The 12,197-nt window shown below is 62.3% G+C and carries 14 protein-coding genes; 7 read left to right on the forward strand and 7 right to left on the reverse strand.

Annotated features, from left to right (window positions below; all coding sequences use genetic code 11):
* Window positions 1–48: 48 nt before the first annotated feature.
* From FJV77_RS01330 to FJV77_RS01345, 4 genes are all read left to right on the forward strand, one after another.
* The gene (locus FJV77_RS01330; RefSeq protein ID WP_142865064.1) at window positions 49–528 is read left to right on the forward strand and encodes a carboxymuconolactone decarboxylase family protein; all 480 of its coding nucleotides are present in this window, start codon (window positions 49–51) and stop codon (window positions 526–528) included.
* Window positions 529–593: 65 nt separating this feature from the next.
* Complete coding sequence (locus FJV77_RS01335; RefSeq protein WP_142865065.1) at window positions 594–1,346, forward strand: SDR family oxidoreductase; 753 nt, start codon at window positions 594–596, stop codon at window positions 1,344–1,346.
* A gap of 63 nt (window positions 1,347–1,409) precedes the next feature.
* Entirely contained in the window at window positions 1,410–1,835 is a 426-nt protein-coding gene (locus tag FJV77_RS01340; protein WP_142865066.1) for a cupin domain-containing protein, read from the forward strand.
* Between the two features lie 67 nt (window positions 1,836–1,902).
* Window positions 1,903–2,913 (forward strand): mechanosensitive ion channel family protein, encoded by a 1,011-nt coding sequence (locus FJV77_RS01345; RefSeq protein ID WP_142865067.1) that lies wholly within the window; start codon window positions 1,903–1,905, stop codon window positions 2,911–2,913.
* Here FJV77_RS01345 and FJV77_RS01350 read toward each other — a convergent pair.
* Entirely contained in the window at window positions 2,896–3,384 is a 489-nt protein-coding gene (locus FJV77_RS01350; RefSeq protein WP_142865068.1) for an Rrf2 family transcriptional regulator, read from the reverse strand. The genes FJV77_RS01345 and FJV77_RS01350 overlap by 18 nt on opposite strands.
* A gap of 167 nt (window positions 3,385–3,551) precedes the next feature.
* On the opposite strand from FJV77_RS01350, the gene trmFO reads away from it, so the two are divergent.
* The 3 genes from trmFO (at window position 3,552) to FJV77_RS01365 (ending at window position 5,637) form a co-directional block, all read left to right on the forward strand.
* Window positions 3,552–4,961 carry a methylenetetrahydrofolate--tRNA-(uracil(54)-C(5))-methyltransferase (FADH(2)-oxidizing) TrmFO gene (gene trmFO, locus FJV77_RS01355; RefSeq protein WP_142865069.1) on the forward strand — a complete coding sequence of 470 codons (1,410 nt, stop codon included), beginning with the start codon at window positions 3,552–3,554 and terminating at the stop codon, window positions 4,959–4,961.
* 69 nt (window positions 4,962–5,030) lie between these two features.
* Window positions 5,031–5,321 (forward strand): type II toxin-antitoxin system ParD family antitoxin, encoded by a 291-nt coding sequence (locus FJV77_RS01360; protein WP_142865070.1) that lies wholly within the window; start codon window positions 5,031–5,033, stop codon window positions 5,319–5,321.
* Window positions 5,305–5,637 (forward strand): type II toxin-antitoxin system RelE/ParE family toxin, encoded by a 333-nt coding sequence (locus FJV77_RS01365; protein ID WP_185970163.1) that lies wholly within the window; start codon window positions 5,305–5,307, stop codon window positions 5,635–5,637. Before FJV77_RS01360 ends, FJV77_RS01365 begins: the two co-directional genes overlap by 17 nt.
* 8 nt (window positions 5,638–5,645) lie before the next feature.
* On the opposite strand, the gene FJV77_RS01370 is transcribed toward FJV77_RS01365, so the two are convergent.
* From FJV77_RS01370 to FJV77_RS01395, 6 genes are all read right to left on the reverse strand, one after another.
* The gene (locus tag FJV77_RS01370) at window positions 5,646–6,596 is read right to left on the reverse strand and encodes a sterol desaturase family protein (protein WP_185970164.1); all 951 of its coding nucleotides are present in this window, start codon (window positions 6,594–6,596) and stop codon (window positions 5,646–5,648) included.
* Window positions 6,596–7,030 (reverse strand): hypothetical protein, encoded by a 435-nt coding sequence (locus FJV77_RS01375; RefSeq protein WP_142865072.1) that lies wholly within the window; start codon window positions 7,028–7,030, stop codon window positions 6,596–6,598. The genes FJV77_RS01370 and FJV77_RS01375 overlap by 1 nt, the downstream gene beginning before the upstream one ends.
* An 82-nt stretch (window positions 7,031–7,112) precedes the next feature.
* Window positions 7,113–7,934, reverse strand: coding sequence for a phytoene/squalene synthase family protein (locus FJV77_RS01380; RefSeq protein ID WP_142865506.1), 822 nt, complete (start codon window positions 7,932–7,934; stop codon window positions 7,113–7,115).
* A 25-nt stretch (window positions 7,935–7,959) separates the two neighbouring features.
* Window positions 7,960–8,349 carry an Mth938-like domain-containing protein gene (locus tag FJV77_RS01385; protein WP_142865073.1) on the reverse strand — a complete coding sequence of 130 codons (390 nt, stop codon included), beginning with the start codon at window positions 8,347–8,349 and terminating at the stop codon, window positions 7,960–7,962.
* 11 nt (window positions 8,350–8,360) lie between these two features.
* Window positions 8,361–10,910: a protein translocase subunit SecDF gene (gene secDF, locus FJV77_RS01390; RefSeq protein ID WP_142865074.1), complete on the reverse strand. Its 2,550-nt coding sequence runs from the start codon at window positions 10,908–10,910 to the stop codon at window positions 8,361–8,363.
* Window positions 10,911–11,095: 185 nt separating this feature from the next.
* The gene (locus tag FJV77_RS01395; protein WP_142865075.1) at window positions 11,096–12,196 is read right to left on the reverse strand and encodes a hypothetical protein; all 1,101 of its coding nucleotides are present in this window, start codon (window positions 12,194–12,196) and stop codon (window positions 11,096–11,098) included.
* Between the last annotated feature and the right edge of the window lies 1 nt (window position 12,197).

Raw genomic sequence — 12,197 nt, forward strand, 5'->3', positions numbered from 1 at the left:
TTGTCCTTAAGGACACAAAATATCCTCAAACCTTCAAAAGGACTAGCCATGACACAGCGCCTGAACGCCGCCCAACAATCGCCCGAGCTGTTCAAGAAGCTTTCCGACCTCAGCATGGCCGAGGCGCACGGCGCCATCGAGGAGAAGATCCGAGATCTCGTCCACATCAGGGCTTCGCAGATCAATGGCTGCGCCTTCTGCCTCGATATGCATGTCAAGGAAGCAAAGATCCACGGCGAGAGCGAGCTGCGGCTCTACCATGTAGCCGTCTGGCGGGAATCGACCCTGTTCATTCCGCGCGAGCGCGCCGCCCTCGCCTGGACCGAGGCCGTCACCAAGCTGCCCGAAGGCGGCATTCCCGACGATCTGTATGAGCGTGTGCGCGGGCAGCTTTCGGAGAAGGAAATCTCCGACCTGACCTTCTCGATCATGACCATCAATGCCTGGAATCGCCTCAACGTCGCCTTCAAGACCGTGCCCGGTACGGCGGACAAATTTTACGGCCTCGACAAGGCCGGCCTGAACTAACCCCTCGTCCAACCCATCCATCAATCGACGCGGCGCGACAAGCGCTACTGCAAATGGAGAGCATCATGAAAATCGTCATCATCGGCGGCACCGGTCTCATCGGTTCCAAGACAGCTGAACGCCTGCGCAGGAAGGGCCACGAGGTGATCGCCGCCGCCCCGAACACCGGCGTCAACACCATCACCGGTGAAGGCCTCGAGGACGCGCTCGCCGGCGCCGAGGTCGTCATCGATCTCGCCAATTCACCCTCTTTCGAGGACAAGGCCGCGATGGACTTCTTCGAGATTTCGGGCCGCAACCTGCTTGCGGCGGACAAGGCTGCCGGCGTCAAGCACCATATCGCGCTCTCTGTTGTCGGAACCGAGCAATTGCAGGACGCTGGCTATTTCCGCGCTAAGCTCGCCCAGGAAAAGCTGATCAAGGCTTCCGGCATTCCCTACACCATCGTTCATTCCACGCAGTTCATGGAATTCCTGCCCGCCATCGCCAAATCCGGCGCGGTCGGCGAGGCCGTGCACCTGTCGCCGGCCTATGTGCAGCCCATCGCATCAGACGATGTCGCCGATGCCATGGCCACTGTCGCACTCGCCGCGCCGATCAACGGCACGATCGAGATTTCCGGCCCGGAGCGCGTGCGTATGAGCGAGCTCGTCGCTCGCTACCTCAAGGCTTCCGGCGATCCCCGCAAGGTCGTGACCGATCCGGAGGCGCTCTATTTCGGCGCCAGGCTGAACGACAATTCGCTCGTCTCCGACAACGATCCCCGCCTTGGCCACATCAGCTTCGAGCAGTGGTTCGCCACTTCGGCGCGGAAATGACCGTCAGGCTGCGCCTCAGCCCAGGCGCAGCGCATTGCGCAAGACAAGAAAAGGAGTTTCGAAATGATCAAGTCCATCGCCGCAGCCGTCATCATGACGGCAGCCCTGGCCAACCCGGCCGGAGCCAAGGATGCTCACGCCGGCGAAAAGGCCGCCAAAGTCACGCTTGTCTATGAACATGAACTGCCGAATGTGCCAGGCAAGAGCATCAAGGGCATCCTGGTTGAATATGGTCCCGGTGGCGTCTCCGAGGCGCACACCCATCCGAGCTCTGCCTTCATCTACGCGACGGTTCTGGAAGGCTCCATCCGCAGCCAAGTCAATGACGATCCGGCGAAGGTCTACAAGGCCGGCGAGAGCTTTTCGGAGATGCCGGGCGACCGCCACAGCGTGAGCGAGAACGGCTCCAAGACGAAGCCCGCAAAGCTGCTGGCAGTCTTCGTGGTCGATACCGCCCAGAAAGAATTGACCTATACGGTCACGAAGTAGGCCGAAAGGGCCGGACGCCATCCTGGCGCCCGGCCCTGCCTGTGAAGCCGTATCCTATCGGGGACCCATGTTCGTCGATCATCTGCCTCTGGTCTTGATCAATCTGCTGGGGCTTGCCGGCATTGTCGTCTGGTATTTCCAGGGCCGTGCGCGCCCGATGGCACGCCTGATCGTCCAGATCCTGTTCTTCGCCAGCATGACCGCGGTGCTCTGGCTCAGCGGAATCCTGCCGCACTGGCTGGCTGAGACCGATCTTCAGGGCGCGTATCTGGCGAAGGCGGCGCGCACCCTTTGGTGGATACACCTTGCCTGGACGCTTGTCGGCCTTGTGCGCCTCTATATCGTCGTGGAACATCGGCCGCGAGAAGCGCGGCTGCTCCAGGACTTGGTCATCGCTGTCATCTATCTCGGCGTGGCGCTGTCGATAACTGGTTTCGTCTTCGGCGTTCCCATAGCGACGCTGGCGGCAACGTCGGGCGTGGTTGCCATCATTGTCGGGCTTGCGCTGCAGAACACGCTTGGCGACGTCTTTTCCGGCATTGCGCTGACGCTGGGGCGTCCCTACACGCTCGGCGACTGGATCATGCTGGGCGACGGCACGGAAGGACGCATCGTCGAAACAACCTGGCGCTCCACGCATCTGCTTACCGGTGCCAACAACATTGTCGTCCTGCCCAACAGTGTGTTGGCGAAGGTCAGCCTGACCAATCTCAGCCGTCCCGACGAGAGACAGCTGATCAGCGTAAACGTGCGGATCGCCAGGACACAGGCGCCGCATGTCATCGAGGGAGCTATGCGCGAGGCTCTCGGAAACTGCGAGCGGATCGTCAAGGACCCGGCACCGCTTGTCGCCCTCAAGGACATCGACGCGGCGGCAATCGGGGTGGACCTGTTCTTTTGCGTGGCCGGTCCGGCCGACCGGTTGCTTGCGAGGAATGAAGTGATCGACACTGTCCATCGGCATTGCGAGGCGAATGGTCTTTCCCTGGCAATGTCGCCGCAGAGCTATGCCGTCGTATTGCCGGCAACGACTGACCAGCCGCAAGCGAGGCTCATGGGCTCAGCCGGCGCGCTCTAGCACCCATTCGAAACTGTTCTTCCAAAGGTCCGCCGGAATTTCCTGCGCCAGCGCTTCGGTGAGATCGGAAAGCCTGACGCTGCGCAGTTTTGCCCGCCAGGCCTCGTCGGCTTCCCACATGATGCGAGACACCGCGCAGGGACCGCTTTCGCAATAGCCCTGCGGACGGCACGGATTGTTTTCGCGGATGTTGGTGCACACAAATGTGCGGGCCTTGCCCTCCACCGCTTCCACGATCTCCAGGAAAGTCAGCTCGGCCGGCGGCCGCGCCAGCCGGTATCCGCCTGACGGACCGAGCGTCGTGTCGACCAGGCCGGCCTGCGACAGGCTTTGCAGCGCCTTGGAAAGATACTCCTTGGGAAGGCCGTGGAATTCGGCGAGCGCTTTTGTCGAGAGGTAGCGCCCCGTAGGCAGGCCCGCGAGAATGGCGCAGCAGTGCAGCGCCCATTCGACTTGGCTTTTCAGGATCATCAATGGGTTCCGGGTCGATACCAATCAAGCTTATATTAAGGATATGAAATATCCCTATTTTCCTGCCGTGTAAACAGACGGTCCGGCGCAGTGGTTAGGGGACGGCAACAGTCCAAGCCGCAGCCGGCCAATTGCCAACAGCGCGCCAAGCGATTATTCCGGCGCTTATGAGCAAAAATCCCATCCATATCGTCGGCGGCGGCCTCGCCGGTTCCGAAGCCGCCTGGCAGGCCGCGCAAGCCGGTGTTCCCGTCATTTTGCATGAGATGCGCCCGGTGCGCGGCACCGATGCGCACAAGACCGACGGGCTGGCCGAGCTCGTCTGCTCCAACTCCTTCCGCTCCGACGATGCCGAAAACAACGCCGTCGGCCTGCTGCATGCCGAAATGCGGCTGGCCGGCTCGCTGATCATGAGCGCCGGCGACGCCAACCAGGTGCCGGCCGGCGGCGCGCTCGCCGTCGACCGCGACGGCTTCTCCGAGGCAGTGACGAAAAAGCTCGAAGCCCACGCGCTGATCACCATTGAGCGCGAGGAAGTGGCCGGCCTGCCGCCGGCGGAATGGGACCAGGCGATCATCGCCACCGGCCCGCTGACAGCACCTTCGCTTGCCCAGTCGATCGCCGAGGCGACTGGGGCCGATGCGCTGGCCTTCTTCGACGCCATCGCCCCGATCATCCATTTCGACACCATCGACATGGACACCTGCTGGTTCCAGTCGCGCTACGACAAGGTCGGCCCCGGCGGCACCGGCAAGGACTACATCAACTGCCCGATGGACAAGGAGCAGTATCTCGCCTTCGTGCAGGCGCTGGTCGACGGCCAGAAAACTGAATTCAAGCAGTGGGAAGGCACGCCCTATTTCGATGGCTGCCTGCCGATCGAGATCATGGCCGAGCGCGGCGTCGAAACGCTGCGCTACGGACCGATGAAGCCTATGGGACTGACCAATGCCCACAATCCGACGGTCAAGGCCTATGCGGTGGCGCAGCTACGCCAGGACAATGCGCTGGGCACGCTCTACAACATGGTCGGTTTCCAGACCAAGCTGAAGCATGCCGAGCAGGTGCGCGTTTTCCGCACTATTCCGGGCCTGGAAAACGCCGATTTCGCGCGCCTCGGCGGCCTGCACCGCAACACCTACATCAATTCGCCGACCCTGCTCGATGCCTCATTGCAGCTGAAATCGCGGCCCGGCCTGCGCTTTGCCGGCCAGATCACCGGCTGCGAGGGCTATGTCGAAAGCGCCGCGATCGGCCTGCTCGCCGGCCGCTTTGCCGCCGCCGAGCGGCTCGGCCATTCGCCATCGCTGCCGCCGATCACCACCGCCTTCGGTGCGCTGCTCAATCACATTACCGGCGGCCACATCGTCTCCGACGACGAACCGGGGAAGCGCTCCTTCCAGCCGATGAACGTCAATTTCGGCCTGTTCCCGCCGGTGGAAGCGCCGAAGACCGAAGGCAAGCGCCTGCGCGGCAAGGACAAGACGGTGGCCAAGCGGCATGCCATCACCTCGCGTGCGCGGGCTGATTGCAGGGAGTGGCTGGGATTGCCGGCGCAGGCGCAAGCAGCCGAATAGTGAGCCCTTCGGATGGACCGTCGGCAGGAAGTAGGATACTATCCTACTTATTGTCGAGGAACCGTCCCCATGGAATCCGCCGAGAAACTGTCTGTAACCGTCACTCCTGCCATGGCGCGCATGATCCGCGAAAAGGTCGAGGACGGCTCTTTCGGGTCGGCTAGCGAGGTCATTCGTGCCGCACTTCGAGCGTTCCAGCGCGAAGAGGAGGAACATGCCGAACGGATGGCGTCGATCAGGGCGCGCGTAAAAGCTTCGATCGAGGACACGAGGCCGAACCTTACCGGCGCAGAAGTTCGCGACCGGCTCCAGAAATTCGCCGAGCAATATTCGAGCCGTGTTGATGATTCAGCGGCTTGAAATCGAGTATCGCGATAGCGCCGGCAACGATCTTACCAACATTTTGAAATACATAGTCGAGGCTGGCGGAAGTCTCGACGCGGCTCTGCGATTCGTGCTGCGCATCGAAGACCGCTGCCAAAGCATCGGCAACGCCCCTCGCGGCGGTCGCTCGCGCGACGATATCATGCCGGGACTAAGGACGGTTCCGTTTGAGCACTCAGCCGTCATCGCCTATGTCATCGAAGGCGATAGGGTATTTATCGTCAATGTCTTCTACGGCGGACGCGACTACGAAACGATGATGCGCGAGGGCGGATCCAACGATCCATCTTGAGGCGCGAACTACTCCGCCGGCTCGGCCGTCGCAATCGGCAGCCCCGGCTTCCCAGCCTCGCCCGGGTTCCTCCTGACATAAGCAGCCTTCAAACTCGCCGAAGTCTCGCGCGAGCCGTCATGGCTCCAGCCCGGCGGCTTGATCAGGTAGTTGAGCCGATCGCGCATCGTCAGTCCCGGCGCAAAAGCATCCCTGAACATGCCGATCCATTCGTGGAACGCCACTTTCAGCGGGTTGAAGGTGCCGAGATTTTTCACGATGCCGTAGCGCGGCCGGTCCTCCTCCAACTCCTCGACGAAGGTGCCGAACATGCGGTCCCAGATGATCAGCGTGCCGGCATAGTTGGCGTCGAGATAGCGCGGATTGGTGGCGTGGTGAACGCGGTGATGCGAGGGCGTGTTGAAGATGAATTCGAACCAGCCCCACATCTTGCCGATCGCCTCGGTGTGGATCCAGAACTGCCAGACCAGGTTGAATCCGAAGGTGAAGGCAATGACGGCCGGATGAAAGCCGAGCAGCACCAAAGGCGCCTGCAGCACGAACATGAAGGTGAACAACCCGGTCCAGCTTTGCCGGAGCGCCGTCGACAGATTGTAGTGCTGACTGGAATGGTGGTTGACGTGCTCGGCCCACACCCAGCGCACCCGGTGCGCGATGCGGTGATAGACATAGTAGCGCAGGTCATCGAGCAGGAAGGCAGCCAGGAACACCCATACCGACAGGCCGAGATTGAAGACGCGGAACTGCCACAGCCACAGCAGCGCCCAGTAGGAAACGACGCCGAGCAGCAGGCCGGCAACGACATTGCCAGTGCCCATCATCAGGCTGGTCAGCGTGTCGCGCGTCTCGAACGAGCCCTTGGCACGGCCGGTGCGCACCAGCCAGAGCTCGATCAGGATCGCGGCGACGAAGAATGGAATGGCAAGCTGGGTCACTTCAGGAAAATTGTAGTCGGCCATCACGCGGCCTCCTTCGCCAGGCCCGGTTTCTGCGGCCCAAGCGCTGCCGCGACAGCCTTGGCGGCAGCTCTGTCGGCAAAGGCGAAGCGTCCGCCCTTCCAGGTGAAGTCGGCCAGCTTCAGCGCGACCGCGCCGGCCTCGTCGACGTCGAGGGCCAGGATATCGTGTGGCGTGACGATGCGGGTCAAGAAGCAGTCGCCGACGCTGTGGACGATGCCGCAGCGCCCTTGCCCGAGATCGAGGAACGCCGTCCTGCTATCCGCAGTCAGGCGCACGGCTGCTGCCTTCTCGTCGGGAAAATCATCGGCAAACCGGCTGAGCGCCCGATCGGCGCCGGCAAGCGTCGCAATCTTGCTGCCGCCGGTGAAATGCACGGCGAGCACCGACAGTGCAATGCCGACAACGACGAGTGCAACCAGCACAGGCAGGCTCATGAACAGGAATCTCCTCCGGACCGGTCGCGTCTTTTGGCGACGATTTCGGGCCGAAGAATCTCTAGCACGATTGACGTTTACGTCAAATGGGTGGCCAACCCCGCAGTGCGCGTCTGAGCAACAGGCAATGCCGGCGCAACGCCGAAAGCCGTGTTACGCCGGCCAGCGGCGACCGACGACCATCTGCCATCTTGCCGAGATAGGCGCTGGTCAGCGCCAGCGGCAGAAATGCCGGAAGCAGCGTGTCCGGCAGGGCCGACGCTCCTTGCTCGAAAGCGCCGAGATGCTCCTGCGCCAGCGCGACCATCGCGGACACAGCCCGCGCAGCACCTGGTCCGCCATCGCCGCTGACAAACTCTTCCGGCGACGAGCCTGCCGCGGCGAGGATATCGGCCGGCACGAAGCATTGGCGGCGCCGTCGATGCAGCGGCAACAGCAGCAAAAGGCCGGTCATGGCCTGGGCGCATCCCGCCCTGCCCGCCAGTTCGGCAAAACGCGGCGCCTCGATGGGATCGAGCACCATCGCCGCCAGTTGGATCAGCGCCGCGGCCGTCTCGCCGCAATAGCCTTCGAGATCGGTGCGCGATGGCATCGGATCGTCATAGAGGTCGAAGATGCGGGCTTCGAGCATGTTGTCGAAGGCAGCTTTCGGCAGCCCATGGGCGGAGACAGTCGCCTTCAACGCGTCGGCGAGCGGGTTGCCCGTTGCTGCGCCCTCGGCGGCGATGACATCGCGCCACCATTGCAGCCTCACCTCGCCCGGCAGCGCCTCATGGATGCGATCACGAACCGATGCGATCTCGGCATTGAAGGCGTAAAGCGAAAACAGCGCCTGGCGCTTGTCGGCAGGTGCATAGAGCGCGCTGACATAACGGTCATGGTCGCCGGCGCGCACCGCCTCCATGACGATGTTGGCGGTATCGGTCACGTCAGTCGACGGCGATGAGCGCTGCGGCCACGGCGCGGTCTTCGGCAAGCAGCACATTGTAGGTCCGCACCGCCGCTCCCGTCGACATCGGATCGGAGGCAATGCCAGCCGCTTTCAGCGCCGCCCGAAGTGCTGCCGGCAAGGGTCGCAAATCCTTGCCTGTGCCGACCAGCAGAATCTCGACCTTGCCGGCCTCGGCCAGCAGCAGATCGAAATCCGCCGCGGTCAGCGCCAGCGGATCGGCCGGCTCCCAGCCATGGATGCCCGAGGGCAGGCACAGCAGCGAGCCGCGATGCGACATATCGGCGAAGCGGAAGCCGCCATTGCCATAGGCCTCGATCGGCGCCCGTCCGGGGAAATGCGCCTCGCGAATGACAATGCCTTTTGCCACGTGAGCGGCCGTCAGGTCGCCACGGCCTTGCCGCCACCAACCGGCTTCTCCTCGTCCACCGTCGCCTGCGGTCTTAGCCTGAACAGGATCAGCAAGGGTGCTGCGATGAAGATCGACGAATAGGTGCCGAAGACGACACCGAACAGCATCGCCATGGTGAACGAACGGATCACCTCGCCGCCGAACAGCACCAGCGCCAAGAGCGCCAGGATGGTCGTCACCGAAGTCAGCGTCGTTCTCGACAGCGTCTCGTTGATGGCGTTGTTCAACAATTGCGGCAGCGGCATCTTCTTGTATTTTCGCAGATCCTCGCGGACGCGGTCATAAACGACGATCGTATCGTTCAACGAATAGCCGATGATGGTCAGGATCGCCGCCAGCGACGACTGGTTGAACTCGAGCCCGGTGATGACGAAGAAGCCGAGCGTCATCACCACATCGTGCACCGTCGCCACGATGGCGCCGACCGCGAACTGCCATTCGAAGCGGAACCAGACATAGACCAGGATGCCTATCAGCGCGACCAGCATGGCAATGGTGCCTTGCTTGGCCAGTTCGCCCGAAACCGTGGGGCCCACCACTTCGACGCGGCGGAAATCATAAGTGTCCTGCAGCTCGCCGCGCACCTTGTCGATGACGGTCTGCTCGGCGTTCTCGCCGCCTTCCTGGGTGCCGACACGGATCAGCACGTCGTTGGGGGCGCCGAACTGCTGCACCTGCACTTCACCGATGTTGAGCTCCGACAGCCGGCTTCTGATATCGCCGATATCGGCGTCGCCTTGCTTGGACTGCACCTCGATGATCGAGCCACCCTTGAAATCGATGCCGTAATTGATGTCGATGGTCAGGAATCCAACAACCGACAGGACCGACAGCAGGCTGGACAGCGCGAAGGTCCAGCGGCGGATGCCCATGAACGGGATCTTCGTGCCCGGCGGAATGAAGGTCACCGGCGCACGCGGCAATTCCTTCGGGCGCGCGCGACGCAGCCAGATCGACACCAGCAGACGGGTGAAGGTGAAGGCGGTGAACACCGTGGTCAGGATGCCGATGGCATAGGTGATGGCAAAGCCCTTGACCGGGCCGGTGCCGAGATAAAACAGCACCACGGTGGCGATCAGCGACGTCACGTTGGAATCGACGATGGTCGCCAACGCCTTCGAGAAGCCAGTATCGATCGCCTGGATCACCGAGCGTCCGGCGCGTCGCTCCTCGCGGATACGCTCATAGATCAGCACGTTGGAATCGACCGCCATGCCGATGGTCAGCACGATACCGGCAATGCCGGGCAAGGTCAGCGTCGCGCCAAGCAGCGACAACAGACCGACGATCATCGCCACGTGGACGGCAAGCGCAATGTTGGCGAGGAAGCCGAGGAAGCCGTAGGCGACGAACATGAAGGCGACGACGAGAATAGAACCGATAATGCCGGCGACCTTGCCGGCATGGATCGAATCCTGGCCAAGGCCCGGGCCCACCGTGCGCTCTTCGATCACGGTCAGCTTTGCCGGCAGCGCGCCGGCGCGCAGCAGCACGGCAAGATCGTTGGCGCTTTCGGCGGTGAAATTCCCAGAAATCTGGCCACTGCCGCCGAGGATCGGTTCGCGGATCACCGGCGCCGAAATCACCTGATTGTCGAGGATGATGGCGAATGGCTTGCCGACATTCTGCTGCGTCGCCTGGCCGAAATGGGTCGCGCCGCGCGAATTGAAGGTGAACGAAACCACCGGCTCGTTGGTTTGCGAGTTGTAGGTGGCCGTCGCCTTGGCGAGATCTTCGCCGGAAACGATGACGCGGTTTTCCACAAGATACGGAACCGGCGGATCGTCCTGCGAATAGAGCACCGAGGAGCCTGCCGGCGGGCGGCCATTGAGCGCATCCTGCACCGACATCGAGGTGTCGACCATCTGGAAGGTCATCTTGGCGGTCTGGCCGATGATTTCCTTCAGCCTTTGCGGATCCTGCAGGCCCGGCACCTGGACCAGCACGCGGTCGTCGCCCTGCCGCTGCACGATCGGCTCGGTGGTGCCGAGTTCGTTGACGCGACGCTCGACGACTTCGATCGACTGCGCCAATGCGGCCGAGGTGCGGTATTTTACGCCGGCATCGGTGACGGTGAACTTGAGCACGCCGGCTTCGGAATCATCCAGCGACATTTCCTGGATGGAACCACCGGTGAACAGGCCGGCGGCGACCGGATCTGTCAGCGGCTTCAGCGCCGTCTTGGCGGCATCAATCTGATTGGGGTCCGTTATGCGCACCTGCACGGTTTTGCCGGTGCCGCCGAGACCGGTATAGCCCAGCTTCGCGTCGCGCAGCAGCGTGCGGATTTCGTCGCGCGTCGTCTCCAGCTGCGCCTTGACCAGATCGTTCTGGTCCATCTGCAAGAGGATATGCGAGCCGCCCTGCAGGTCGAGACCCAGCGTCATCTGCCGCTTCGGCACCCAGCTTGGCAGTTGCGCCAATGTGCTGGCGGGGAAAAGGTTGGGCGCGGCAAGGATGAACGTGGTGGCCACGGCCAGCCAGATCAGGATCATCTTCAGGCGCGAAAAATATAGCATATGGCGTCGTCCGTCAGGGCATACTGGCGGATCGTTCCGCCGACAATTCGGTTATTTCTTGGCGTTGTTATTTGCCACCGGCTCGCCCTTACCCTGCACATCGTCGATTGTCGAGCGCGCTAAGGTCAATTCGGCGCTGCCGCTGGCAGCGGTTTCAGCGTCAATCGCCTCTGTCGGTTTCCATTCTAATTCTGAACGCCGCCGGGCGCTATCGTTCGCACGTCGACTATTTTCAGCTTTGCCGGCATCGGGCCCGAACGCAGAAGCAGGGCAAGAACCTGAGCGCTCTCCTTGGTGAAGTTGCCTGATATCTGACCGGTACCGCCAAGGATAGGCTCGCGGATGATGGGCGCCGAAAGCACCTGATTGTCGAGGATTATCGCAAAGGGTCTGCCGACATTCTGTGAGGTCGCCTGGGCAAAACGCGTCGTACCCTTGGCATCGAAGGCGAACGATACAACCGGCTCATTCATGGCCGAGTTGTAGGTTGCCTGGGCATTGACGATGTTGTCGCCGGAAACAATGACGCGGTTTTCGACCAGATACGGAACCGGCGGATCGTCCTGCGAATAAAGCACCGAGGACCCGGCCGGCGGACGGCCATCGATGGCGTCCTGTACCGGCATCGTCGTATCGACCATCTGGAAGGTCAAATTGCCGGGCTGCCCCAAAATGTCGGTAAGCCGGGCTGGCGTCTTCAAGCCGGGCACCTGAACAAGGAGGCGATCGTTGCCTTGCGGCTTCGCGATCGGTTCGACACCGATGCCGTCGCTGACCCGGCGTTCGACGACTTCCATCGATTGCGCCAGCGCCATCGACGTCCGCAGCTTCAAACCGTCATCCGTCATCGTAAGTTTGAGCAGCCCCGGCTCTGGCTCGTCGAGCGCCATCTCCTGGACCGGATTGTCCCCGGCGACCGGATCGGTGAATATCTTCAGGGCTGTCTTTGCGGCATCGACTTGTGCTGTATCCCTAATGTTGAGATGCACCTCTCGGCCGGACTGACCAAGCCCCTTGTAACCAACCCGAGCGTCGCGCAGCAGCGTGCGAATGTCGTCACGCACCGTCTCGAGACGAGACTTGATCAGATCGTCCTTATCCACCTCGAGCAGCAACTGCGAACCGCCCAGCTGCTCAAAGCTCGCGTGCCGCTTGGGCAGCCAGGCAAGAAGATCATCGAGCGTGCCGTCAGGCTTCAGGGAGCGCGCGCCGAGCAGCACGCCCAACACCACCACGCCCGCAACCGCCAGCCAGATCAGGATCTTCGTAAGGCGCGAAAACCGCATA

This window comes from Mesorhizobium sp. WSM4306, assembly GCF_007003975.1.
Taxonomy (GTDB): domain Bacteria; phylum Pseudomonadota; class Alphaproteobacteria; order Rhizobiales; family Rhizobiaceae; genus Mesorhizobium.